Source organism: Sphingopyxis sp. (assembly GCF_035250425.1).
GTDB lineage: Bacteria > Pseudomonadota > Alphaproteobacteria > Sphingomonadales > Sphingomonadaceae > Sphingopyxis.
The window spans coordinates 26,622-51,886 of sequence record NZ_DATFFD010000028.1 but is presented as its reverse complement, the minus strand read 5'-3'; the positions used below and the strand labels follow the sequence as shown (position 1 = coordinate 51,886).

At 62.0% G+C, this 25,265-nt stretch carries 24 protein-coding genes; 12 read left to right on the top strand and 12 right to left on the bottom strand.

All coding sequences use genetic code 11. The features are described 5' to 3' along the window. Window positions 1–282: 282 nt before the first annotated feature. Entirely contained in the window at window positions 283–519 is a 237-nt protein-coding gene (locus VJ811_RS01935; RefSeq protein WP_324070587.1) for a hypothetical protein, read from the bottom strand. Between the two features lie 91 nt (window positions 520–610). Beyond that, window positions 611–1,897 carry a cytochrome P450 gene (locus tag VJ811_RS01930; protein WP_324070586.1) on the bottom strand — a complete coding sequence of 429 codons (1,287 nt, stop codon included), beginning with the start codon at window positions 1,895–1,897 and terminating at the stop codon, window positions 611–613. A 126-nt stretch (window positions 1,898–2,023) separates the two neighbouring features. On the opposite strand from VJ811_RS01930, the gene VJ811_RS01925 reads away from it, so the two are divergent. Next, the gene (locus VJ811_RS01925) at window positions 2,024–4,723 is read left to right on the top strand and encodes a M1 family metallopeptidase (protein WP_324070585.1); all 2,700 of its coding nucleotides are present in this window, start codon (window positions 2,024–2,026) and stop codon (window positions 4,721–4,723) included. Window positions 4,724–4,739: 16 nt separating this feature from the next. Here VJ811_RS01925 and VJ811_RS01920 read toward each other — a convergent pair whose 3' ends face one another. From VJ811_RS01920 to VJ811_RS01910, 3 genes are all read right to left on the bottom strand, one after another. Beyond that, a complete protein-coding gene (locus VJ811_RS01920) occupies window positions 4,740–6,377 on the bottom strand; it encodes a recombinase family protein (RefSeq protein ID WP_324070584.1) in 1,638 nt (545 codons plus the stop codon). Window positions 6,378–6,450: 73 nt separating this feature from the next. Continuing rightward, window positions 6,451–6,657 (bottom strand): hypothetical protein, encoded by a 207-nt coding sequence (locus VJ811_RS01915; protein ID WP_324070583.1) that lies wholly within the window; start codon window positions 6,655–6,657, stop codon window positions 6,451–6,453. Further along, on the bottom strand, window positions 6,654–6,881 hold the full coding sequence (locus tag VJ811_RS01910) for a helix-turn-helix transcriptional regulator (protein ID WP_324070582.1): 228 nt from the start codon (window positions 6,879–6,881) through the stop codon (window positions 6,654–6,656). Before VJ811_RS01910 ends, VJ811_RS01915 begins: the two co-directional genes overlap by 4 nt. A 339-nt stretch (window positions 6,882–7,220) precedes the next feature. On the opposite strand from VJ811_RS01910, the gene VJ811_RS01905 reads away from it, so the two are divergent. Next, on the top strand, window positions 7,221–7,877 hold the full coding sequence (locus VJ811_RS01905) for a hypothetical protein (RefSeq protein WP_324070581.1): 657 nt from the start codon (window positions 7,221–7,223) through the stop codon (window positions 7,875–7,877). A gap of 29 nt (window positions 7,878–7,906) precedes the next feature. Here the strand turns inward: VJ811_RS01905 and VJ811_RS01900 are convergent, their stop codons facing one another. Continuing rightward, entirely contained in the window at window positions 7,907–8,509 is a 603-nt protein-coding gene (locus VJ811_RS01900) for a poly-gamma-glutamate hydrolase family protein (RefSeq protein WP_324070580.1), read from the bottom strand. A gap of 50 nt (window positions 8,510–8,559) precedes the next feature. Here VJ811_RS01900 and VJ811_RS01895 point away from each other — a divergent pair, with 50 nt between their 5' ends. The 3 genes from VJ811_RS01895 to VJ811_RS01885 all read left to right on the top strand — a co-directional run bounded on the left by VJ811_RS01895 (window position 8,560) and on the right by VJ811_RS01885 (window position 12,723). Then, a complete protein-coding gene (locus VJ811_RS01895) occupies window positions 8,560–9,504 on the top strand; it encodes a hypothetical protein (protein WP_324070579.1) in 945 nt (314 codons plus the stop codon). A gap of 214 nt (window positions 9,505–9,718) precedes the next feature. Then, window positions 9,719–11,677, top strand: a complete 1,959-nt coding sequence (locus tag VJ811_RS01890) for a ParB/RepB/Spo0J family partition protein (protein ID WP_324070578.1) — start codon at window positions 9,719–9,721, stop codon at window positions 11,675–11,677. A 125-nt stretch (window positions 11,678–11,802) separates the two neighbouring features. Then, window positions 11,803–12,723: a nucleotidyltransferase and HEPN domain-containing protein gene (locus VJ811_RS01885; protein ID WP_324070577.1), complete on the top strand. Its 921-nt coding sequence runs from the start codon at window positions 11,803–11,805 to the stop codon at window positions 12,721–12,723. A 7-nt stretch (window positions 12,724–12,730) separates the two neighbouring features. Here VJ811_RS01885 and VJ811_RS01880 read toward each other — a convergent pair whose 3' ends face one another. Then, window positions 12,731–13,213 (bottom strand): GFA family protein, encoded by a 483-nt coding sequence (locus tag VJ811_RS01880; protein ID WP_324070576.1) that lies wholly within the window; start codon window positions 13,211–13,213, stop codon window positions 12,731–12,733. Between the two features lie 286 nt (window positions 13,214–13,499). On the opposite strand from VJ811_RS01880, the gene VJ811_RS01875 reads away from it, so the two are divergent. From VJ811_RS01875 to VJ811_RS01865, 3 genes are read left to right on the top strand one after another with little or no spacing between them, the layout of a single operon-like run. Further along, the gene (locus VJ811_RS01875) at window positions 13,500–13,991 is read left to right on the top strand and encodes a hypothetical protein (protein WP_324070575.1); all 492 of its coding nucleotides are present in this window, start codon (window positions 13,500–13,502) and stop codon (window positions 13,989–13,991) included. Then, window positions 13,988–14,500: a sigma-70 family RNA polymerase sigma factor gene (locus tag VJ811_RS01870; RefSeq protein ID WP_324070574.1), complete on the top strand. Its 513-nt coding sequence runs from the start codon at window positions 13,988–13,990 to the stop codon at window positions 14,498–14,500. The genes VJ811_RS01875 and VJ811_RS01870 overlap by 4 nt, the downstream gene beginning before the upstream one ends. Window positions 14,501–14,552: 52 nt before the next feature. Next, on the top strand, window positions 14,553–14,996 hold the full coding sequence (locus VJ811_RS01865; protein WP_324070573.1) for a MucR family transcriptional regulator: 444 nt from the start codon (window positions 14,553–14,555) through the stop codon (window positions 14,994–14,996). A gap of 3 nt (window positions 14,997–14,999) precedes the next feature. Here VJ811_RS01865 and VJ811_RS01860 read toward each other — a convergent pair whose 3' ends face one another. The 5 genes from VJ811_RS01860 to VJ811_RS01840 form a co-directional block, all read right to left on the bottom strand. After that, window positions 15,000–15,167 carry a hypothetical protein gene (locus VJ811_RS01860; protein WP_324070572.1) on the bottom strand — a complete coding sequence of 56 codons (168 nt, stop codon included), beginning with the start codon at window positions 15,165–15,167 and terminating at the stop codon, window positions 15,000–15,002. A 224-nt stretch (window positions 15,168–15,391) separates the two neighbouring features. After that, entirely contained in the window at window positions 15,392–16,045 is a 654-nt protein-coding gene (locus tag VJ811_RS01855) for a hypothetical protein (protein ID WP_324070571.1), read from the bottom strand. A gap of 167 nt (window positions 16,046–16,212) precedes the next feature. Further along, entirely contained in the window at window positions 16,213–17,178 is a 966-nt protein-coding gene (locus VJ811_RS01850; RefSeq protein ID WP_324070570.1) for a hypothetical protein, read from the bottom strand. A gap of 92 nt (window positions 17,179–17,270) precedes the next feature. Further along, window positions 17,271–17,489 (bottom strand): conjugal transfer protein TraD, encoded by a 219-nt coding sequence (locus VJ811_RS01845; protein WP_324070569.1) that lies wholly within the window; start codon window positions 17,487–17,489, stop codon window positions 17,271–17,273. Window positions 17,490–17,511: 22 nt separating this feature from the next. Next, window positions 17,512–17,817 carry a conjugal transfer protein TraD gene (locus tag VJ811_RS01840; protein ID WP_324070568.1) on the bottom strand — a complete coding sequence of 102 codons (306 nt, stop codon included), beginning with the start codon at window positions 17,815–17,817 and terminating at the stop codon, window positions 17,512–17,514. A 172-nt stretch (window positions 17,818–17,989) separates the two neighbouring features. On the opposite strand from VJ811_RS01840, the gene traA reads away from it, so the two are divergent. The 4 genes from traA (at window position 17,990) to VJ811_RS01820 (ending at window position 25,169) form a co-directional block, all read left to right on the top strand. Then, on the top strand, window positions 17,990–20,995 hold the full coding sequence (gene traA, locus VJ811_RS01835) for a Ti-type conjugative transfer relaxase TraA (protein ID WP_324070567.1): 3,006 nt from the start codon (window positions 17,990–17,992) through the stop codon (window positions 20,993–20,995). A gap of 13 nt (window positions 20,996–21,008) precedes the next feature. Beyond that, a complete protein-coding gene (locus VJ811_RS01830) occupies window positions 21,009–21,755 on the top strand; it encodes a DUF6118 family protein (protein ID WP_324070565.1) in 747 nt (248 codons plus the stop codon). Window positions 21,756–22,315: 560 nt separating this feature from the next. Beyond that, entirely contained in the window at window positions 22,316–24,280 is a 1,965-nt protein-coding gene (locus VJ811_RS01825) for a putative bifunctional diguanylate cyclase/phosphodiesterase (protein WP_324070564.1), read from the top strand. Between the two features lie 250 nt (window positions 24,281–24,530). Then, entirely contained in the window at window positions 24,531–25,169 is a 639-nt protein-coding gene (locus VJ811_RS01820) for a PilZ domain-containing protein (protein ID WP_324070563.1), read from the top strand. Window positions 25,170–25,265: the final 96 nt, after the last annotated feature.

The window sequence follows — 25,265 nt, the reverse complement described above, 5'->3', positions numbered from 1 at the left end:
CTAGGGTCAGGACCCATTAATTGCACGATCGAGGCGTCGAAATGGCGAAGATATTGGGTTCGGGTGGCCGCAGCGGGTAGCATCGCTACCCGCAAGGTCGCGCGGACCCAAGATCGAAGCCATTTCGACGTCCCTTCGGGATTTGATCGATTTTGTCCATTGCGTCGTCGGCAAGTCTTGAAATATCGACATATTTCCGCGCCTTGCCTCCTCGCACTGAACAAAATCGCTTCAAACCTCGATCGCGCAATTAATGGGTCCTGACCCTAGCTTAGGCGAATATTACGGGCTTACCGGCTCGTCGTCATCGTCGCCATCGACCACCAGCCAGATTCCGCCGGCAATGATCGCAAGACCCAGCACAATCGGAAGCCAGCTTGCCCCGTCGAGTTCATTTTGACCATCAATGACGGACGCCGCACGGGCACCGTCCAGCGCAGGCGCCGCCGAAGCAGCGACCGGCGAAAGAACCATCGACACGGCGGCGATCGAAATCGCGGCTTTTTTCCATAAAATCATGGCAGACTCCTTTTTTAGGCCGGTGTGAAACGCGGCCGACCGGCCTTCGTTCCATTTGTCCAACGCGACGTAACGCGCCCGGTGCCGGCGCTTAGGCTGCCGTGAACCGGATCGGCAGGCGTTTCAGTCCGCCGACGAACACCGATTCGACGCGCGCGGGCACACCGGCCAGCTCGAGGCTTTTCAGCCGCGGCAGCAATTCCTCCATCAAGATGCGCATCTCCATGCGCGCAAGATGCTGGCCAAGGCAGACATGCGCGCCGAACCCAAAGGCGATCTGCTGGTTCTTCTCGCGGTCGGGGTCGAAGGCGAAGGGGTCGCCGAACACCGCCTCGTCGCGGTTGCCCGAGACATAGTTGAGCATCAGCCAGTCGCCTTCGCGGATCGTCTGTCCGCCGATCTCGACGTCCTCTTTCGCGCTGCGCATGAAATGCTGGACCGGGGTCGTCCAGCGGATCGCTTCTTCGATCAGCCCCGCCTTGTCGCTGTCAGCGGCGCGGAAGCGGTCGAACAGCGCCGGGTTCTTCGCCAGTTCCATGATCGCACCCGCGGTCGACGCGCTTGTGGTGTCGTGCCCCGCGGTCGCGACGATCATATAATAGCCCGCCAGTTCGCGGTCGGGGATCGGCTCGCCATCGATCGTCGCATTGGCGATGACCGTCGCGATATCCTCGCGCGGGTTGGCGCGGCGTTCGGCGGTGAGCGCGCCGAAATAATTTTCGAAATCGGCGATGACATAATTGAGCATCGTGATCGCCTGTTCGGCGCTGGTGATCGCCTCGCGGCTGCGATTGAGGTCGGGGTCTGTCGATCCGAACAATTGCTGCGTCAGCATCAACATGCGCGGTTCGTCTTCGGGCGGCACGCCCAAAATGTCCATGATGACGCGCAAGGGATAATGCGCCGCGACGTCGCGCGCGAAATCACATTCACCGCCCTGTTCGAGCATATGATCGACCGTCTCGCGTGCGATCTGGCGGATGCGGTCTTCGACGATCTTCAAATTCTTGGGCATGAACCAGCTCTGGGTGAGCAGGCGGTATTTCATGTGATCGGGCGCATCCATCTGGACCAGCGAGCGGATCAGATGCCCGTCGTTGTTCGGGGTCGCCGCGCGCGCGATCGCCTCGCCGCCGCGATTGGTGAGCACCGTCGGGCGGATGCCGTTCGCGAAACGCTGCGGGTCGCGGCTGATCGCCATGATGTCGGCGTGCCGCGTCACCAGCCAGAAGGGATCGATCTCGGGATTTTCCGCGACCGCGAGCGGCGCATTGGCGCGCGCCCAGGCGAGCTGTTCGTGCAGCGGATCCCATTGGCCATATGCGACGGGGTCGACGACGGCGGCGGCTACCTCTCCAGGCAATATAGGTTTTGTCATGCAACCAAAGCTGCCGCATCGCGTGCCGTCTGTCGAGCCTCGACGACGGCCTGCCGAAAGGGGGGCGTTGCGGGAGCTGGCGCATGCGCCTAGCCGGGACCGCAAAATCATACGGGGATCGCAATCATGAAACTCTCGACTCGTCATTTGCTTGTTGCCGCCGTTTCGTCACTCAGCCTCGCCGCCTGCGCCGCGCAGCCGGGAGTCGAATCGCCCGCGTCCGTCGCGGCGGCGCCCGCGCTCGCCGGCGCACCGCTCGATGTGAGCGTGCCGAGCCAGCTGCCGCGCATCGCACGGCCGGTGCATTACGACATCAACGTCACGCCCGACACCAAGGCGCTGAGTTTTGCCGGCGACGCGGGCATCGACCTCGAGCTTTACGAACCCTCGGCAACGCTGACGCTGAACGCGCTCGACCTCAGCTTTTCGAGCGCGAGCCTGACCGGCGCCGACGGCAAGGCGACTCCGTTGACCGTCGCGGTCGACGCCGCGGCGCAAACCGCGACCTTCACCGCCCCGGTGCCGCTCGCACCCGGCAAATACCGCCTGACCACAAGCTACACCGGCACGATCAACACGCAGGCGAACGGGCTGTTCGCGCTCGACTATCCCGACAAGGCCACGGGGAGCGAGGTGCGCGGGCTGTTCACCCAGTTCGAGGCGCCCGACGCGCGGCGCTTCGTCCCGAGCTTCGACGAGCCGAGCTACAAAGCGACCTTCACCCTCGCGGCGACCGTTCCCGCGGACGATCTGGCGGTGAGCAACATGCCCGTGGCGAGCGAAACGCCGGTCGAAGGCGGCAAGAAGAAGGTAACCTTCCAGATCTCGCCCAAAATGTCGTCCTACCTGCTTTTCTTCGCGACCGGCAATTTCGAGCGGCTCGCGGCCAAGAGCGGCAGCGGCGCCGAGGTCGGCATCGTGTCGCCCAAGGGGTCGGGCGAGCAGGCGCGCTTCGCGCTCGACAGCCTCGGCCCCTTGCTCGGATATTACAGCGACTATTTCGGCCAACCCTATCCGCTGCCCAAGCTCGACAATGTCGCGGGGCCCGGCCAGTCGCAATTTTTCGGTGCGATGGAAAATTGGGGCGCGATCTTCACTTTCGAGCGTATCCTGCTCGACGACCCGAAGATCACCAGCGATGCGACGCGCCAGCAGATCTACTCGACGCAGGCGCACGAGGTCGCGCACCAATGGTTCGGCGATCTCGTCACCATGGCGTGGTGGGACGACCTCTGGCTCAACGAAGGCTTCGCAAGCTGGATGGAAACCAAGGCGAGCGACCATTTCCACCCCGACTGGCAGCCCTTGCTCGACCGCGTCGACGGCCGTGAGCGCGCGATGGGGCTCGACGCCTTTGCGACGACGCACCCGATCGTCCAGACGATCCGCACCGTCGAGGACACCAACCAGGCGTTCGACGCTATCACTTACCAGAAGGGCGAGGCGGTGATCACGATGCTCGAGGCCTATGCCGGCGAGGATGTATGGCGCGGCGGGCTGCAGAGCTACATGGCAAAGCATAAATACGCCAACACGCGCACCGACGATCTGTGGAACGCCGTCGAGGCGGCGGGCGCCAAGGGGCTGACCGCGATCGCGCATGACTTCACGAACCAGCCGGGCATCCCGCTGCTCCGCGTCGGCGGCGTGACCTGCGCGGGTGGCAACACGACCGTCGAGCTGACGCAGAGCGAATTTTCGCGCGATCGCAAGGACAGCATCGCCGCCGAAGGCCGCCGCTGGCAGGTGCCCGTCCTCGCGCGCGCCGGCGATGGCGCGGTCGCGCGGCAGGTGATCACTGGCGGGACGGGCAAGTTGACCCTGCCCGGCTGCGGCCCGGTGCTGATCAATGCGGGGCAAGCGGGCTATTACCGCACCCTCTATTCGCCCGCCGCGCTGACCGCACTCCGCGGCGATTTCGCGAAGCTGGCCCCGATCGACCAACTCGGACTGCTCGGCGACAATTTCGCGCTCGCTTATGCCGGATACCAGCCGATGGGCGCCGCCCTCGATTTGCTCACGGTGGCACCGCGCGATGCGAACCAGAAACTGCTCGGCGACGTCGCGGGGCGTTACGCGGCGCTATATGGCTATTTCGACGACCAACCCGCCGTGCAGAAGCAGATCGCGGCACGCGGCACGACGGCGCTTGCCCCCGCGTTGGGACGCCTCGGCCTCGACGCGCGCGCCGGCGAACCCGTGCTCGACAGCATCCTGCGCTCCGAACTGCTCGGCGCGCTCGGGACATTGGGCGACGCCAAGGTGCTGGCGGAGGCCCGCCGCCGCTTCGCATTGCTCGATAGCAATCCCGCGGCGCTCGATGGCCCGCTGAAATCGCGCTGGCTCGACATCGTCGCGGCGAACGCGAGCGAGGCCGAATGGACCAAGCTGCGCGCCATGGCCAAGGGATCGAAATCGGCGGTCGAACGCGGCGCCTTCTACACCTTCCTCGGCAATGCGAAGGACGCAGCGTTGGCAAAGCGCGCGCTCGACCTCGCGCTCACCGCCGAACCCGGCAAGACCGTCAGCGCCTCGATCATCGGCGCCGTCGCGAAGAAACACCCCGAACGGGCGGTCGATTTTGCGCAGGCGAACCAGGCCGCGGTCGACCGGCTGATCGACGCTTCGGCGCGTGCGCGTTTCCTCGCGGGACTGGCGGCGTCGTCGAACGATCCCGCGATGATCGCCAAGCTCGAACGGATCGCGGCGCCGCTGCCCGCCGATGTCCGCAAACCCTATGACAAGACGCTGGCGTCCTTGAAGGAACGCAGCGTCAGCCGCCCACGGATCAAGGGCGAAATCGCCGGCTGGCTGAAGGCGAAATAAAAGATATTCCATCTCGTCATCCCCGCGAACCCGAGGACACCTTTGTTATAACTCGGGCTTCGCGGGGTTGCTGGCTGTCGCTGGCGAAGTCAAGAATACCCATTAGCGAGCCATGGAGGGTCGCATGGACCTCACCGCGCCTGTCGCCCGGATAGAGGACGATTTTGCCGACGAGCGAGCGGATGTCGCTTGAAGCATCAAGCCGCGTGTCGGGCTCGCCGAGCGTTTCAGTGAGCCGGGCGACCTTGCGCTTGTAGATTTCGGCGATGCCGGGATACACGTCGGGAACATCCTGCGGCGCTTCGGCAAGCCGCGCGGCGATCTCGACCCGCTCGCGTTCGAGTTCGGCCATGCGCGCCTTCATGACCGGCTGATACAGCCCGTCCTCGATCGCCGCGATGATGCCCGTAACCGCCTTGTCGACCTTGGCGAGCGCCCGCCGGTCGGTATCGGCCTGTATCCGCCGCTCACGATTCTCGCGGTTGATATGCTTCGCATAGGCCGCAACTGCCGCCTCGATCTTGTCGGCGGACACCAGTCGGTCGGCAATGCCCGTGAGCGCGCGGCGCTCCAACTCTCCGCGCCGGATCGTCCGGTTATTGGAACAGGAGCGGCTGCGATGATGGCGGACGCAGCCATATCGGTCGCCAACGACGACGGCGTAGGTTCCGCCGCAGTTGCCGCATTCGAGCAGTCCCGAAAGCAGGTAGGCCGGACGGCGCAGCCCTTGCGCACCCCTCGACTGTGCGGCCTCTTTGACCGATGCGTAGCGCTCAGCAAGCGCCTGCTGCTGACGTTTGACCGCTTCCCACAGCGCATCGCTGACGATGCGGAGCTCAGGAACCGCATTCCTGATCCATTCGGATTCAGGGTTGAGCCGGGTTACCTCCCTGCCGGTGCTCGGGTCTTTCACACTATGCTTGTGGTTCCAGACGCGGATCCCGACATAAAGCTCGTTGTTCAATATGCCTGTTCCCCGGCGCACATCACCGCGGATGCTCGTGTCACGCCACGGCTTCCCTGCCGGGCCGGCGATGCCTTCGGCGTTGAGATCGCGCGCGATGGCGCGCGGGCTCTTACCTGCCGCGAACTCCCGGAAGATGCGCTCGACGATCAGCGCCTGGGCCGGATCGACCTCCCGCTCGCCACGTACCAGTTCGCCTTCGCTGCTGAGGCGCCGGATCATGCGATATCCATAGCCTACCGCTCCTGCCGAAAAGCCCTTCTCCACGCGCCCGCGCAGGCCGCGGTGCGTCTTCTTGGCGAGGTCTTTCAGGAACAGCGCGTTCATCGTGCCCTTAAGCCCGACATGCAGCTCGGAAATTTCTCCTTCGGAGAGCGTCACCAGCGGCACCCTTGCGAACTGGAGATGCTTGTAGAAGGTCGCGACATCGGCCTGATCGCGCGACACGCGATCAAGCGCTTCGGCGAGCACGATATCGAACTTGCCAGCCTGCGCATCGGCGAGCAGCTTCTGGACACCGGGCCGCAGGATCATGCTCGCGCCCGAGATCGCGGCATCCTCATAGCTGCCGACAATCTGCCATCCTTCGCGTGTCGCGCGCTCGCGGCAGATGCGCTGCTGGTCGGCGATCGACGCGGCATTCTGCTGGTCGGAGGAATAGCGGGCGTAGAGCGCGGCGCGGATCATCATGTCTTCCTTTCGAGTGGCGGGACAAGGTCCTGCACAGCCGGGTAAGACAGTGTCCCGCGCGAATACCCTATGGTCAATGCTTTGGCGCGTTCGGGTTTTTCGGCGCGGCGTCATTGTCGTTGGCGGCTTTTCGGGCATTGACATGCTCGCGCGCGATGTGCCGTCCGATCGCCTCCGCGATGCGGATCAGGGCTGCGTCGATGACAACCGGATCGGAAACGATGTCATTATCGTTCGCGGCTGTGACGAGGCGAGAGCCGCGTGCCTCGTCCTTTTTCATACCGGCCCCGGACCCAATTCCCGATTGTCGTTGTCGGCCCGGTAACTGGGCGGGTCCGCAATCCAGCGATTGATCGCGGATTCACGCCAGCCAGCGCCATGAACACTGATGCGCACCTGCGGAGGGAACGTGCCTTCGGCGATCTTGCGATAGATGGTTGAGCGGGATAGCCCGGTGCGGGTAAGAACGGTCTGAAGGCGGATAATCCTGTCAAGGTTAGGCATGATCGAGCTTCCATCGTCTGAGTGTGGGTGGCGCGCCCCAGGATCAGAATTGGCGATGGAATAATCTCGCGCAAGAGTGCCAAAAACAGTGCCGGTGTGGCTCCTGTTTCCTGTTGCTTTCCGTTGCGCTCCATTGCGTCCCAATGTTGTCAAATGCGGTGAAAGAAATTTTCCCATACTGTCCCGAAAGGAGCGAGGCGCTCAGCCGGCGGCACGATTAAATATGGATTCAATCGGGATAGCGTGATTCGCGAAACCCTCTGGCTAGCGAAGACCGACTAAGCCACACTGCTGCGAACTACTAAATGGGCGCAATGGGAACGTGGAGTAATAGCAACAGTGACGCAAGCACTAGCCGAGATTGTCGCCGCGATGCCTTGGCTCGAAGTCATCAAAACCGTGGCGACCGTCGCGACGGCGTACATCGCCTTTCGAGCGCTACGGAACTGGCAGCGCCAGGATCGCGCGAAGCGCGAGGTCGAGTTTTTGGACGGCCTCATTGATGCGGCGCACCAACACATCATCGAGATGCAAAGGCCAGTCGAACTGTTGCGTGCCGCAAAGATCGGCATGGCCAGTCATGTTCAGAGTTGGAACGCGGGTGACGAAAATGACAAGATCACTGCCGGGGCGATCGCATACATAAAGCGGCGTGGCGAAGATGACGGCAAGCGATTGGGCGACGCGCTGACAGCGATCGAACACCCGGTTATCAAACTGAGGTCGCTCGCTGTGAAGGGGCAGATGTTCAATTTCAAGGAATACCGAAAATGCCAAGACGCGGTGACAAAACTCACTTGGCACTTTGGCCGCATCCGCGCCTTTACATCGATGATCGACAATCCGTCGTGGAACTGGGAAAATCCACAGGTCAGCAGCCTTCTCGCGAAAGTCATGGTAATCGATCCCGATGAGATCATTCAGGATCTGAGCAGCAATAACGCGATCATCATCAGCTTTGCCCGCGACACATATTCCTGCATCTACGGCAAATAGACTCGCCCACGAGCAGGGCGGCATTGCCCCTAGACGAGACTCGCTTCGCCGGCCACCGCCGCGCTGCGAACGGCATTGCAAAACGCCGCTAATCTCATCGGCTTGGTGCTCAATTGAATGCGCAGCGTCCGAGGCAGCTCAAGTTGTGCCCCCGCGCCGGTCGCGCCTCGGTTACAGATATTCGCTGCGTCCCGCCCTGCGAGACCACCGTGGGTGACGGGAACTGCGTCGAAGCCGGCTGCTGTCAATGCGGCCACGATTGCGTCGCGAAGCGCCGTATCTCGTCCGCCCACTCCCACCGTCACCGGGTCACCGTTATCGGCGCGTCCGTGGATAGCGATCGCCTTTTGGGCCGCACCGACGAGCGCAAGCGCTTGCGGCTCGTCGAATCTTGTCGACGTGATGTGCAAGCTCCCGCGCTTGCCGGAGGCGCGGAGCGCCTCGAAAGCGTAGAATGATAGTGCGTCACCCGCGATCGTTGCGGCGATCTCCAATGTTCCCGGTTCGATGCGTCCGCCATGCGGGGCGATGATGACTACGGGCGTGCCTCGGTTCTCGGCGCGAATTCTGTAGTCGACCTCGGCCGTCTCATTCGCCGCCAGCTCGGCGAAGTTAGAATATTTGTCGACCATGCCGCGAAGCAAGTTATGCAAGCGTGGGGAATTTGGCGAGGGGAAAAGCTGTGAGACAAGGCCTGCGGATCGACGCCAACTATACGGAAGATGTCGTCGGCTTCGCATTGGAATCCTTCCTGACCCTGCTGAGCTTCCCGAGACAGCGCTTTTCGATCGAGCCCTTTTCAAGAAGCAAGGAGCGCTGGCTTGGGGCCGACGCGCGGCTCCACACTAGAATCCGCGGGTTTCGGGTCTTTTACATGCAGTTCAAGCGACCGGCCGCTTATCCGGATTTCAGCACCTCGAAAATCATCACCGACCGCCGCAAGGCGGGGCTGGCGACGACACCCCGCGCGCTCTACTTTCCGCTGCGCCAAAAGCGGGAGACGCATCGTGACTTTCAGCACAATGTCCTGTTTCGCTTGCGGGAGCGATTGCTCAATCGCGGGCTAGGCGACGCAGCCTATGTTTGCCCGCTGTTCATGGATCGCTCGGCCTACCGGCTCAACCTGCATTGGTCTGGTCTCACGCGGTGGGGGCGTTTCTGGCGCCACTATCCCTGGGAACTCGATGAGGTACTGATCGAGGATGGCGGACGCTGGATTCGGTTCGATCGAATGCCGGTATTCGCAGAACATATCTCCGTGCCGCCGCACGCCGCAGTCACCACTGCGTCGCATAAATACAGTTTCACCGAAAGCGGGACCGAACTTTGCTTTCACTCACCCGAGGCGCTGCCGGACGGATCGATGGACCTGGCAACCTTTCTGGGCAAGGTCTCGGCGGGGTTCCTCGATCGCGGAGAGAAACTGCGCCCGGATGGATCGGATCACCTGCTGAATGACCTGATCGCCGGCGTTTATGGTGATGAGAAGACCGTGGCGCCGACGTTCCACGTCGAGGGGGAAGATCCTATCGTGCGCTGGTTCTCCTGGGGCGATCATCTACGCAGCGAATATGCGATCGAGCAATTTGCGTTGGTCCGATGGGAGGACGAAACGGACCTGTACTAGAACGACCCAACCAACAGCAATCGCCTAGCTTCGGGCGATATTCCGCCTCATGGTACGAAGCTGGAGTGGCGCCCCGCCTTCGGCGGCCGCGCTCTATTCCGCTTCGCTCCACCGAGCCACCGCTGCGCGCCGTCTCGTCGGCGTCGCCGTAACAATCGCTGACGTAAGGGCCGGAGCCAGGCTCCGGCTCTGAAGGTCATCGCGCGTTCGCGCGATGGCGGTGGCCTCCGGCCGTGCGGAGTGGTCGTCGCTCTCCTCTGAGGCCCGCCCGGCAGCGCGCAACCCCTTCGGGGTTCTCCACATTCGTTCCGACCCTTCGGGTGCGCCCTGCCTTCATGGCGAACCTCTCCGGTCGCTCTCGCCGCCCACCCCGCTCAGCCGGGGCTGCGGTGGTTTGGAAGAGCACAGGAGACAAGTCATGGAACTCAAGCATATCGACATCGCACACCTGTCGGTTTCGCCCGTCAACATGCGCGGGATCACGAAGAAGCCGGACCTCACCAATATCCTGCCGTCCGTTCGGGCGCGCGGCATTCTCGTGCCGTTGATCGTCAGGCCGGGGGCAGAGGACGGCGGTTACGAGATCGTTGCGGGCAAGCGGCGTTATCATGCGGCGCTGACTATCGCCGAAGAGTGCGGCGACATCGACCCGCTGCCCTGTGCGGTGATGGAAGCCGGGGATGATGCTGCGGCGCTCGAAGCCTCGCTGATCGAGAATATCGCCCGTCTCGATCCCGACGAGATCAACCGCTGCGAATCCTTCACGCGCCTTGTCCGCGAAGGGCGGAGCGTCGAGGACATCGGTTTGACCTTCGGACTCACGTCGTTGCAGGTGAAGCGGACGCTGGCCATCGGCAATCTTTTGCCCCGCATCCGCAATTTCTACCGGGCCGAGAAGATCGATGTCGTCACCATGCGCCACCTGACGCTGGCATCGAAGGCACAGCAGCGCGACTGGCTGGCGCTCGTCGATTGTCCCGAGAAGCACGCCCCGATCGGCACCCAATTGAAGGCATGGCTGTTCGGCGGCAGCGCGATTGCGGCCAAGGTCGCGATGTTCGATGTCGCAAACTACGCCGGCGAGATCATCTCCGACCTGTTCGGAGAGGACAGCTATTTTGCCTGTGCCGATACCTTCTGGACGGCGCAGATGGCCGAGGTCGAGAAACAGGCAAGCTTCTATCGCGAGACGGGTTGGTCCGAGGTCGTGGTCATGGAGCGCGGCGCATACTTCAATTCGTGGGAGTACGAACGCTGCCCGAAGAAGAAGGACGGCAACGTCTTCGTGTCGGTCAGCCATCGCGGCGAGGTCGGTTTTCACGAGGGCTATATCACCATGAAAGAAGCACGGCAGCGCGCCAAAGGAGAAACGGGTTCCGACACTCCCAAGCCGGTGCGTCTTGAGGTCAGCGCGGCGCTCGGCAACTATATCGATCTGCACCGCCACGCCGCCGTGCGCGCGTCGTTGCTGTCCGAACCGGGCGTGGCGCTGCGCATGATGGTTGCCCATGCCATCGTCGGATCACCGCTATGGCGCGTCGATGTCGAACGGCAGCGCGCCGCGAGCGATGCCATCGCCGAGAGCGTCGAGTTGTCGGAGAGCGAAGTGGCGTTCGATAAGGCGCGCCATGTGGTGATCGATCTGCTCCGTTTCGATCCCGAAACGCCCACCGTGGTCGGTGGCTACGACGGCGAGCAGGGTATCGCTGGACTGTTTGTTCGCTTGGCTGCGCTGTCAGATGAGGCGGTGATGAGCATCCTTCCCATCATGATGGGCGAGGCGCTTGCCGTTGGCAGTGCCGAGGTCGATATGCTGGGCCAGTTGCTCGGAACCGACATGCGGGCTTGTTGGCAGGACACGGCCGTGTTGCCCGACCTGATCCGCGACAAGCAGTTGCTCACCGCCGTTGTTGCCGAGGTTGCGGGTGCCGATGTGGCAGAAGCCAACGCGGGAGCGACCGCCAAGGTGCAGCGGGGCATTCTCGTCGATTGCCTCACTGGCAGCAATGGCCGCGCCAAGGTCGAAAACTGGCTTCCCAAATGGTTCGCCTTCCCGCCGTCCGGCTATACCGAGCGCGGCGGCATCGGCTGCGTCGAACGGAGCGGGCGCATGGCGGCGTTTTTCGCCCCCGCCGAAATCGAGGAGGAACCGGCGATGCGCGAAGCAGCCTGATCGCCGTCCGCAAGCAGCACTGGAGGAACGACTTCGCCCGTTCCTCCAAATTTTTGCCCGGCGCGAAAGCGCCGGGCATTCTGTCCTTGCCAAAGCGCAGGAACTTCCCGAAGATTCTCGGGCACATGCGTACCGACATCGATCATCTTCCTGCCGCGAAGCAGCGCGAGCTTGAGCGCATCGTCGAAATCATTTTCGACGAGTTCGGCCAAGCGACGGAAAATGCAACCGGGCGCCGCAAGGGCGCTCGCATTTTGAAGATCATCCTATTCGGGAGTCACGCGCGCGGCGATTGGGTCGATGCGCCGATGTCGGCGAACCAGTATAAATCCGACTATGATATTCTCGTCATCGTCAGCCAGAAAGAGCTGACCGACCGCGCCGCGTATTGGGCGAAGGCCGAGGAACGGCTGATCCGCGCCTACACGATCGAGAAGACGCTTCGCACGCCTGTCAATTTTATCGTCCATTCGCTGCATGAAGTGAACGATGGCCTCGCTCATGGCCGCGTCTTCTTCATGGAAGTCGCCAAGGACGGCATCGCGCTTTACGAGGCCGATGATCGCGAACTGGCTACGCCAAAGCCGAAGACACCAAAACAGGCGCTGGGAACGGCCAAAGAGTATTTCGAGGACGGTTTCCCTTCGGCGATGAAACGATATGAAGGGGCGCAATTCTATCTTCAGAAGGGATATTTGAAGGACGCGGTCTTCGATCTGCATCAGGCAACAGAGCGCCTTTACTCCTGCGTCCTGCTAACGCTGACTTTCTACACGCCCTACAATCACAATATCGCCTTCCTGCGCTCGCTCGCCGAAGGGCTCGACCGGCGGCTTTATGGCATCTGGCCCGAGACCAATCGCCGCGAGCGTGCGACGTTCCAGAAGCTAAAGGAAGCCTACACCAAGGCGCGCTATTCCAAGCATTACAAGATCAGCGAGGAGGAACTGACCTGGCTCGGCGAACGTGTCGAGGAACTGGGCCGGGTCGTCCATCAAGTCTGCACCGACAAGATCGCCGAACTTAGTGAAGCCGCGCGCGGATAGTTGAAACTCAATCGTCGAGAGGCGCGGGAATACCTTCCGCAAATTCGGGCGTCCCGGTAGCGGCTTCCAAGCTATGGTTTGAATGGCTCATCCATATATGCACTTTGGGACGCTCGCTTAGCTTGGTGTCGACTGCGCCAACGCGCAGTATCACCTGATCCTGATCCGACCATTCTGCCATGAGATGTGTTCCGCATTTTGGGCAGAACCAGCGAGTTTTCCCCGGCGTGCTCATGAATCCCGCCACTAGATCGGCACCGGTTTTCCACTGAAAATCAAACCGGGCAACTCGCGCCGTCGCAACGGCGCCGCTTGCATGGGCTTTCTGGCAGGTGCGGCAATGGCACAAGCCAATCGGAGTCAGCAGATCACCGCATTCATATGCAACGGCACCGCACAGGCAACTTCCTTCTATCACTTGTTCGCTCTTCCAAAATTCGCCCACAAAACGTGGGATGCTGAGTGTCCCATCATGGCGGCTTTCAGGCAAGGCGCTTCGCGACGTCGATGATCGATGCCTGCCGATTCCGAACAGGCGGTCTTTGGGCCGCGTGCGTGGTCGCAGCACAACTTGTCGAGACTCCCCGATTCTGGCATAATCGCCGTCACGGGATGGAGTGACTGGCGGCCATCCCGAGGATAACCCTGCCAGGCATCATGTAGGTTCGGCCATCACGGTCGGGCAGTTGCTGTAGGCCGATAGATCGGCGCCACACAGCGGACACCGCTTGCACATCCGCGCGCCGACGCGCGGACCGCCAGTGTGCGAGCTTACCATGACCACCCCAACGAACGACGTTTACGCGCGCGAAGTCGTGATGGCGCGCGTCGGTCATCTCATCCGCCGCAAGCAGAGCGAGATCGAACGGATCACGCGCATCCTGCGATGCTTCTTCGATCCCGATCAGGTGCAGGCGCCCGAACCGGGCATCATCAAGCGCATCATCCTGATCGGCCCTTATGCGCGCAGAAATTGGTACGAAGACAAGCATACGATCGATTTTTCCGATTACGAACTTTGGTTCGTCGTCAATCATCCGCTGTTTACCGACGAACGCTGCTGGCGTCGCGCCCGCGATGTCGTTCGCAGCGAGTTCGGCAATCGCTGCGCGGTCGATCTGGCAATCTATTCCAAGTCCGACATCCGCATCGCGAAAGCCGAGCGCGACACCTTCATCCTCGATCGGATCGAAGCGGGCATCACCCTCTATCGCGCATCGCGCGATGCGCCGTTGGGCGCGCGCGAACGTCAGGGGCCACGGCCATGATGTTTCCCGGCTCGGTCGCGTCGTTTGACGCATTCTATCGCTCCCAGAATGAACGGCTCTTTCACTATTTCAGAAAGAGGGCTGGCCGCGACGCGGCGCCCGATCTGGTGCAGGAGGCATTCACGCGAATGCTCCGCTGCGGGGCGTTTGAAAGGGTCGAAAATCCCCAAGCCTATCTGACCCGGACTGCGCACAATCTGCTGATCGAGCGCGCGCGTCATTGGCAGCGGAAGCAAAGCACCCTCTGTCCCCTTGACGAAGGGCGCGACGCGCCCGTGCAACCTGAACAGGAATGGAGGATCGAGGCAGCGGAATTGCGGCGCATCTTTCGGCGGGCGCTTCGCGCCATGCCGCGCAGGACGCGGCGCATCTTCCTGATGCACCGGCTGCGAGGCATGTCCTACCGGGAAATCGGCGAGAGGCTTGGCATCGGTGACAAGGCCGTCGAGTATCATATGATGCGTGCCTTGGCGCGGTGCCGCAGGGCCGCCGCGGCGCGATGCTCTTGAAGTGACGACTGCATGCGTGCATGTCGCTGGCAATAACAATAAGGTCGCGCCGATGGAGATTGTAATGGAAGATCAGGAAGCCTTGATAACACTGACCGCCGACATCGTTGCGGCGCATGTCGGTAACAACAGCGTCGCGGTGTCAGACCTGCCACTCATCATCAAGACGGTGCATAATGCGCTTGCGGGACTTGGCGAAAAGACCGAGCCCGAGGTCAAGCAGGAGCCGGCGGTATCGATCCGCGCGTCGGTTAAACCCGATTACATCGTCTGCCTCGAAGACGGTAAGAAGCTCAAGATGCTACGCCGTCATTTGATGACGCATTACGACATGACGCCCGAAGATTATCGCGCCAAGTGGAACCTGCCGAAGGATTATCCAATGGTCGCGCCCAACTATACCGAGAAACGCCGCGAGCTTGCGAAACAAATCGGCCTCGGCACCAAGGGCCGCGGCGGCGGGCGCAAGAAAACCATCACGCGCCGCGCGAAATAGCAGTCAAACCTCGGCGTCAGCCTGCTGATCGAGCGCATCGGCGATCATAGCCGCGAGCAATTCTTCTGCACGGATGCGCGCGACCGGATCTTTCGCATCGAGGTCGCGCCGAATCCATCGTGGCGCGCGTTCGACCGCTCGAAGAACGATGTTTGTCGGTTCCCGCGTCATGGCGCGCGTATGACACGACAGTCATCATCGGGCAACGCGTCTGGGGCGAACGCCCGCTTGCTCTTACGGCTCCAAAGCGCCGAGGCAGGTTCGGCATCGGCGCTTCGGGAGTGCCGCGCGGGATGCGGCGGTCGAAGACGTTGACCGCGCCGCCGATCGCCTGGCCGCCTGCGCCCAAATCGATTGTCGGCTGCCAACTCGGTCGAGCATGAGCGAGCATATGGTTATGTCGGCTTGGGGTCGTCGTCCGCTATCAGCTCCGGGCCACCACCGCCCACGCCCTCCATAATCTGGAGAGTTTGTAGCACCATCACGAGGTTATCCCGCCGCTCCTTCAGTTCCGCGTGGAAGCCATCTTTTTGTTCGACGGAGAAGTCGCCGTAATGTGGCCCAGGCCCGGCCATCCAGGAAACCTTCAGCTGCCGGGCCTGCATTGCCCGGCGGACCACTGAAAGGAAATTGTCGCGCGCCTGGTGGCGCATGTAATCGTGCCAGGCGCGATGCTGACGTTCCAACTGCGGCAGTTGCGCCTCGATTGTTCCGTGCCGCAACTCGCCGTCCTCAAGCAGAGTGTTCGTAATCGTCCGAGTCGCATAAATGAGGTCGTTGAGGGTCCGGCCTTTGGGATCGGCAGCCTGCTCAGGAGCAGGGGCGGTGATAGCTTGCGATGGTAGCCGCTCGCGCTTGCCAAGGAAGTATCCAAATGTCGCGGCAGCGTACAGCGAGAGAAGCACCATGGTTGGGTAGATCAACCATAGCCATTCTTTCAGGCTGGCGAGCAATGTATCCGGCTTGTGCTCGGCCATGACCGGCACGGCGGCAAGGCCAACTGCCAGCGCGAGAGCCCCGATCGCCTTATATTTCGTAAACAGGACCATTCTCACCCCCGACGCGAAAAGTATCAGGCACCGCCTCACACTTCAATTCGTTCAGACACGACAAAGGCGAATGAGGCGGTGATCAGCTTTCGCCGACAATACGGCGCGAACTACTGGTAGCCATCCCGACTTGCAAAGTCCGGTATTCGTGGCGCCGCCGCGGTCCATCAATCGACAAATCTTTCGGGCTTTCGCGAGGGGGTGAGTTCGATGATAGCAAGGAAATCGGAAAACAACTCGGCCGCCCTATTGAGCTGTCCGGCGAGCAAATCCATCTCGTCACGCGGAGTACGAGGACGCAGCTTCTCTCGATGCGCGACATCGAGGTGATTGAACTGGGACTTGAAAACGTCCTCCTGCACGGCCTCCACCGGATGAAGATGCAGGCTATGAACGACGAGATTGCGCCGCTGAAGCAGCCACTTCAGCCCGTCCTCCTTTTCGGAGCACTGGAATGTTCGAAGCCGCTTCCAGCTTCCGCTCGCCTTTAATCGGGCATCCATCGGCACGGCATTGACATGGATGCGGTCCATCACCGAGTTGAAGCCGTTTTGATCGAACTTCCTGATGTTAAAGAACGCGAAGTCCAGAACCTGCCCCACCCGATCCCAAAAGGAATAGAGCCGGATGTACGCCGCCTCAGCGTGCTCCCAGAAAGCCGATTGGGCCTGACTCACCAAAGCTTGGGCCACGGCAGGCTCGTCGGACATGTCCGTCAGGTCTGGGTTCTCGCTTAACACTTGGAATCCCGCGCTGAACATCAACGCTCGCAGCACTGATTTCCGGGCTCGCGCAAAGACGTCGGTCGCCTCTTGAAGCGCCGCAGGCGGGTAGTTGTCGGCCGGCGGCGCCTGATGGCCGTCGCGCACAACATAGATGTCCAGCGGTCCGCCAAGGTGCTCTGCCACCCGGTCCATGCGCATTGAAAACTGCCCGTCATCGTTTCGCGCCCAGAGGTGGGGAAATGGCTCGTCTTGGATCGCCTCGAATTGAGCGAGTATTATGGCCTCGTTCGAAACGTGCGAAACGGCATGACTCAACACCGTTAGCAGGCGGTTATGCTGCTCGTCCTCTGCATCAATGTCCGACATCGCGTTGCCCGCCTGCACATATTTTAAACCCGTCAACTTCACCGGAAAACTCTACCAGTCAAGCGTCGGTCGGGAGCATGCTCTAAACATGGAGCGGCCCGTTGACTCGGGTGATTTGCTCGAGGTCAACGCAGCTACAAATCCTCGAATGCCCGTTTCCCTCTCCGTTTCCAAAGCACCGATGCTTGTTCGCCCTGATCACTCCGTAGCTTATCGGCCATCCAGAGGAAGGAGCCGTAGAGCATCGCGCGATCATCGTCGGTTAGTTCGACGAGCCCTGACTTCATGACAAGTCCGCCGAGCTCGATCAGGTGACGCGTGCGTTCGCGCCGTTTGATTTGCCATTCGCGCATGTCGGTTCGTGCCTTCTTCGCCTCAAGCCGATGCCGCGCCGCCGTCGTGCGGCGGAGCGTCGCCCGCGCTACATGCAGAGCCCGACGCAGACCGGCGTACCGTGCGCAGAAAGAAACTCGCGCCCGCCTTGCGCCAGCCCTCCTTCGTTTGTCCGTCCTTCGTCGTTACCGCGCCGAGCAACGCACCGGTCAGCATCTCGGCATCGAGTGCATCGGCGCCAGTGGCAATGACGAGTTCGCCGAGTTGGCGAACGCGGCGTTCCTTGAGGGTCTTCGCCTTGGCTTCGAGCGCCTTCAGTTCCGAATCGATATCGCGGGGTTTGCGCATGTCGCATCTCCATGATGGGGTGATGCGCCCATCATAAAGACGCGCCTCCCGATGCGCAGCAAGGTCGTCGGGACAGTCTGGCACCGCCTAGTCCCTCCGCGGATTTTTCCGTGTGAGGGCGCGCTTATACGTCGTGCCGACGTGGCTTTTGAAGTGTAGATGGATGGTCGCCATGGCGATCTATCATCTCTCGGTCAAAGTCATCAGCCGCGCTGCCGGACGGAGCGCCTTAGCCGCTGCCGCCTATCGCTCCGCCGACCGGCTGCACGACGAACGGCTCGACCGCGATCATGACTTCACGAACAAATCGGGCGTCGTGCACAGCGAAGTACTGCTGCCCGACGGCGCACCCGAACGCCTCTCCGATCGCGCAACGCTCTGGAACGAAGTCGAGGCGTTCGAGAAGCGCAAGGACGCGCAGCTTAGCCGTGAGGTCGAGTTCGCCATTCCGCGCGAGATGAACCAGCAGCAGGGCATTGAGCTGGCGCGCGATTTTGCACAGGCCGAGTTTGTCGATGCCGGCATGATCGCCGACCTCAATGTCCATTGGGACATCGGCGCCGACGGCATGGCGAAGCCGCATGCCCATGTCATGCTGACTATGCGCGAGGTGGACGCAGAAGGGCTCGGCGCGAAGGTCCGCGACTGGAACCGAACGGAGTTGGTGGAACAGTGGCGCGAGCGTTGGGCCGATCATGTCAACCAGCGGCTCGCCGAACTCGACATCGACGCGCGCATTGATCACCGCAGTCTGGAAGCGCAGGGGATTGCGCTCGAACCGCAAAACAAGATCGGTCCTGCCGCATCGCGCATGGGGGACCGCGGCCTTGAAGTCGAACGGATCGAAGATCACCGCGCGGTAGCGCAGCGCAACGGCGACCGCATCATCGCGGAACCCCGCGTCGCGCTCGATGCGATCACCCATCACCAGGCGACGTTCACGCAGCGCGATATAGCAATGTTCGTGCATCGTCATAGCGACGGGAAGGATCAATTTGATGCCGTGATGTCAGCGGTCAAAGCATCGCCCGACCTGGTCGCGCTCGGTAAGGACGGACGCGGCGAGGACCGGTTCACCAGCCGCGAGATGATCGAGACCGAGCAGCGGTTGCAACGCGCCGCCGAAGTCATGGCGGAGCGCGAGCGGCATCGCGTCAGCGAGGCGGACCGGGAAACGGCGCTGGCCCGCGCGGCGGAGCGCGGAATGGAGTTGTCGGGTGAGCAGCGCGCGGCGTTCGATCATGTGACGGGCGAGCGGGATTTGAGCCTCGTCGTTGGCTATGCGGGCACCGGCAAGAGCGCGATGCTGGGCGTGGCGCGCGAGGCGTGGGAGCGCGGAGGCTATGAGGTGCGCGGTGTGGCGCTGTCAGGCATCGCGGCCGAGGGCCTGGAGAACGGCTCGGGCATCGCTTCGCGCACTCTTGCCAGCATGGAGCATGGCTGGTCGCAGGGGCGCGACATGCTTACTTCGCGCGACGTGCTCGTCATCGACGAGGCCGGCATGGTCGGCACGCGCCAGATGGAACGCCTCCTGTCCCATGCCGAAGCGGCGGGCGCGAAGGTGGCGATGGTCTTCGACCCCGAGCAGTTGCAGGCGATCGAAGCGGGTGCGGCGGCACGTTCACTCCACGAGCGGCATGGCGGCGTCGAGATCACCGAGGTGCGCCGCCAGCATGATGGTTGGCAGCAGGACGCGACCCGGCACCTTGCGACCGGACGGACCGGCGAAGCGATCGTCGCCTATGCCGACCGCGATATGATCCACGCGGCCGGCACGCGCGAGGTGGCACGCAGCGACCTTGTCGAACGCTGGGATCGCGAGCGGCAAGCAAATCCCGACGCCAGCCGGATCATCCTGACCCACACCAATGCCGAAGTGCGAGAGCTGAACGAAGCGGCGCGCGAAGCGATGCGTGCCAGCGGCGATCTTGGCGACGATGTGCGGCTCAAGGTCGAGCGCGGCGATCGGGATTTTGCAACCGGCGACCGTATCATGTTCCTCAAGAATGAGCGCAGTCTTGAGGTGAAGAACGGCACGCTGGGCACCATCGACCGGGTGACCCAGCACAGCATGACCGTCCGCACCGATGATGGCCGGTCGATCGCGTTCGACACCAAAGACTATCGCGACGTCGATCATGGCTATGCCGCCACGATTCACAAGGCGCAGGGCATGACGGTGGACCGGACGCATGTGCTGGCGACGCCGGGCATGGACCGTCACGGCGCTTATGTCGCGATGTCGCGCCATCGCGACGGCGTGGCGCTCCACTATGGCCGCGACGACTTCAAGGACCAGGGCAAACTTGTCCGCGTGCTCTCTCGCGAGCGCGCCAAGGATATGGCGCAGGATTACGCCAAGGCCGATCCCGCCCGGTCCTTTGCCGAGCAACGCGGCATCACGTTTGGCGAGCGTGTCGCGGAAATCGTCAAGGCCGTCCCCGAGAAGGCGCGCGGCATGTTCGATGGTCTGCGCCTTGCGATCAGCAAGCCGGAACGCGAAGTGGTAGCACCCGAACGCGAGCGCTCGATCTTCGCGGATTTCCGGCCAATGGCCCGGTCGCACGAGCCGGATCGGAGTGACCAGTTCGCCCGCGACCAGCAATCCATTCCCGCCGGTGGCGTTCGTGCAGCGGTCGAGCGCTACGCCAAGGCGCTCGACGCTGTGCAGCAAACCCGTGCGCAGGGTCTCGAAGCGATGCCGCACCAGCGCGCGGCGCTCGACCGGGCGAAAGATGCGCTCGATACGATCCGGCCCCACGCCACCACAGATCTTGGCGCGGCTTTCGAGCGCCAGCCGGAGCTTGTCCGCGAGGCGGCAGAGGGACGCGGTCAGGCTGCGCTAAAGGCGATGAGCAAGGAAGCCGAGGTCCGCATCGATCCATTCCAGCGCGCCGACCGCTTCGTCGAGGGTTGGCAGCAGTTGCAGCGGCAGCGCGAAGTGCTGGTGCGCGACGGCGATCTACGCGGCGCGAAGCGGGTCGCGCAGAGCATGGCGGGGATGGCGAAAAGTCTCGAACGCGACGCCCAGCTTGAATCGGTGCTCTGCGGGCGCAGCCGCGAACTTGGTCTCGAGATCAGCCGCGACATGAGGCGCAGCCTGTCGCGCGATCTCGCGAACTCCATCCCCTTCGATCAGGTCCGCGACCTTGGGCGCGGCATGGGCATCGGCCATTAGCAGGAGAATATAGATGGACGAACAACGATTGCCGACGAACGCACCGGGGCCGGAACCCCATGCGGAAACCGCGGCGGAAGCGTTCGCGCGGCTCGACGACCGGGTGGCGGGACTCGACGGACGCATCGCGCTCATGGTCCGCGCGGTCGAGCATATGGCCGCCGAGCGGTTCGAGGTCGAGATCCCGGACTATAATCCGACGCTAGAAAAGACGAACGCCCGGCTCGCCGACATCTTGCAACGACTGGAGAAGATCGAGGAGGCACCGGCGCTTGGAGTGACGCCGGAAACGATGGGAAGCCGCATCGCGGCGGCCGCGCACAGGGCGCGCGAGGATGACGACGCCAGTATCAGGCGCGTACAACAGGACCGGCGCGACGCCGTGCAGGCGCTGCACCAGATCATCGGCCATGCGCGCACGAGGCAAGGCCAACGCGAGTATATTCAATGGGGTATCGGGGGCGGCATCCTCGCCGGGTGCCTTCTTTGGTCGTTTCTGCCCGGCATGGTCGCACGTGCCGTTCCGGAGAGCTGGCACTGGCCCGAGCGCATCGCGCGTCGTACGGTTGGCGAGCCGAGCCTATGGGAAGCCGGGAGCCGCATGATGCAGGTGGGCAGCCCGGAGGCGTGGCGGGCGATAACCGCCGCCGCTGTGATGCGGCACGAGAACAAGGAGACGATCGCCGCGTGCGAACAGAGGGCCGCGAAGCGGGAGAAGCCCGTTCGCTGCACCATCGATATTGGCGTCGATACAAAGTGATGGTGAGAACTTGTCGCCTGGGCGGCCGACTGACTTGACCCATCGAAATCAATGCAGCCGGCCGATCTTATACAAGATTGCTGCGGCTAATTGCACAACCAGTACGTCGACAGGACCTCATTCCCTCATGCGTGTAGAAATCCGCCGGCCTGACGAGTTCGCGGGCAATGCCGCCATGTACTGGCCCCTGACTGCGCGCCTTGCCACGCAGACGTGGCCGTCTAATTTCTCCATCGATATGAGAGGCGTGTCCAGTTCGCCTGCGGCTAGCGTAGACAACGCCCGCCGCAATTGTCCCAGCGGACCGTCCGACGATAGCACCGCTTCCTGATCTGCCCCCTTTAAGTGGCCCAAAAATCGGTGATATTTACGGCCCTAGGCCGCTAATACCGATTAAGCTGCCGACATATTCCTACCATCCGGCGACGTGCGCAAACTATCCGGCGGGGTACCGGCGGTGACTCGTTTTGGGACTGATCTAATCCTTGGAGTTACGTGAAAAGTTTTCGTTAAGACTTGCGGCATAGGCAAGTTCCATGCTGTCAAAATCCTCGCTATTCTTGAAACAATATTTCGGAGCGGGAGAGGCGGCTACGGCAAGCGGCAGAGCGCTGCTGGAAGCTCGCTACGCAAGCCTGGGGACCCAGATACCCCTCATTTACGCCATCGCGCTGGCCAATTTCGCGGCGTTTCATTTCGCTTCCGGGCGGGACTGGCAATCATCGATCTGGCCCGCCGGATTGCCGATCCTCGTCATGGCCGGACGCGCCATCTATTGGACGGAGCGCGAGCGCGAAGCGCTATCGCCCGATATAATTCTGCGTCGCCTGCGGCCGATGCCCCTGATCGCGGCACTGTTGAGTGTCGGATGGGGCGTGGTTGTTTTCGAGAACGTCACAACTCCGGAGCTCAATTTCGCTATCCTCTTTTGCAGCCTCACTAGCCTCGGCTCGGCGTTCGGATTGAGCAGTTTTCCCAATGCTGCCCGCATGCCTCTCCTTTTTCTCGCGCTTCCCCTGGCCATTTGGCTGATGGCCAAGGGCGAACCCGCCTTGATGGGGGTCGGGATTTGCCTGGGCCTGGTGATCTTGATGGTGTTGCGGTTGCTGGATGGGAACGAGCGCGGCTTTGTCGAACTTGTGCGTACGCGGTGGGAGATTGGCCTGGAACGAACGCGAGCTATCGAGGCTGAACAGCGCGCACTTGCCGAAGCGGCGCGCGTCCATAGTATAGCTTACACCGACCAACTCACTGGACTTCCAAATCGGCGCGCCTTCATCGACGCAAGCAATGGCTGGGCGGTTGCAACAACCGCGGGCTCCGGTTCAACTTCGGGCGCCATTGCAATCATCGACATCGACGATTTCAAGCCCATCAACGATGTGTTTGGCCATGAAGTAGGCGACGCGCTGCTAAAACAGGTGAGCGACCGCCTTCTGCAACTTGGAGGCAGGACAGAGTTCGTGGCGCGTCTCGGTAGCGATGAATTCGGGCTCTTATTGGGCGGTGTGGACGAATATCCGCCCGATCACATCGCGACCGAAATTGCCGCAATGTTCGCCGAGCCATTTCTTGAAGGCGAGCGCCCGTTCCGGCTCAGCGCGGGTTGCGGCGTTGCGCTACTTCGTCCGGGCGCTTCGGAGGCGTCGGTAGCAATGATGCAGGCCGATATCGCGCTTCACTCTGCCAAGCGGCGCGGTCGGGGCGAATTTGCCCTGTTTCACCCTGGCGACGAAGAGGCGCGGAAGCGGAAATCGGATATCGCCAACGCACTCAAAGAGCCCGCCGCCCGCAACGATATTTATCTAGTCTACCAGCCGATTTTTCGGCTGTCCGATATGAAGTTGGAGGCGTTCGAAGCTCTCGCCCGGTGGGAACACCCGAATCTGGGAGCGGTGTCACCCGCGGAGTTTGTTCCGATCGCCGAACAGCTTCATCTTATCGACGAAATGAACGATGCATTGATCGTCAAGGCCATGGTTGCCGCCCGTGACTGGCCCGAAACTGTCCGGCTGTCCGTCAATCTGAGCGCCGTCCAGCTTTGTTCGCCCGGTTCGGCTACCCATCTGATCGCAGCGCTTTCGCGATCGGGGATGGATGCGGGTCGGCTCAGTATCGAAGTTACCGAAACTACGCTGCTCGTCGACTTCGACACGGTCCGTGCCAATCTCCGACTCTTGAAGGCCGCGGGCGCCCGGATCGTGCTTGACGATTTCGGGGCGGGCTACGCATCGGTCGCCTATTTGCGCGAACTCCGCTTCGACGCCATCAAGCTCGATGGATCGCTGGTCGCGTCAGTTGTCGATTGTGCGGCAAGCCGGCAGCTACTGGAAGGCGTGCTTCAGCTATGCGCGGCGCTCGATACGCCTTGTATCGCCGAGCATATCGAGACCGAGGCGCAGCGAGAGCTGCTTCTTCGGCTTCGTTGTTCCAATGGGCAAGGCAATCTGCTCAGTCGCCCGCTGACGCACGACGATGCACGAAGTCTTGCCTGTTCTTCAGTCCTGTTTGCGAATGATACGTGATTACCCGGCTGGACCGGATACACAGCCCCATCGGGCGCAACATATTCGTCCTTGTATCACTCGAAGAATATCTTGCTGATTGCCTGCTTGCCGTAGCGTAAACGTGGTGTAGCGCCATTGTTCGGACCACTTCATAGCCGCGCGTGTTGGGGCACAGAGGCTAATAGGAACCAGGCAAGATCGTCTGGCTCCGGCGATAATGCGCGGCTCCTCATTCGATCGAGCCCGCAGTTGGGATGAGGAGGGCTCCATGCCCCAGAAGGATGATAAGTTTTCGGAGCGTCCAGCTGTCGAGGACAAAAATATCCTTGCGATGGCCGATCGCCGCGCATCGGATCGCTATCGCTCGGTATGCCGGATCGCCCGCGTGCGGCGCGCCAGCGATGCCGGCCTGTGGCTCGTTCGAAATATCTCGGACAAAGGGATGATGCTGGTCGCCAATGTCGCGCTAAACGGTGGCGAAGACGTGGAAATCGATCTCTCCGACAGCATTACAATCAGCGGAAGAATTGTGTGGTCAGACAAGGGCCGCTGCGGCGTCGTTTTTTCGAGGAAGATCGACGTGGCAGCGACCCTCGCCGCGCTCGCGGCGGAACAGCGGGCCGAAGGCTATCGCGCCCTTCGCCTGCAAGTAAGCGCGAAGGCGATTCTGGCCTTACCCAGTGGAGCCCGGCCGATCGACCTTGTCGATATTTCGCAGGCCGGCGCGGGGTTCCACTGCGAAACTTCACTGAATCCCGGCAGCATTCTCAATATTATTCTCCCCGGCGAAGACCATCCGCGGTGTGCACTCGTCCGGTGGTCACGCGAACTGTGTGGGGGACTCTGGTTCACTACGCCGCTTGAGCGTGCCGTGCTCGAAAGTGTCGCTCGATTTCAACTCGATTAACTTGCTCGCGTCAGGGCTCGCTCTTCGGGAGAACATCGCTTCAACGGATTTCCTGCCATTGAAGGTCAGGTTAATGGTGTCGTGCATAGTGAGTTG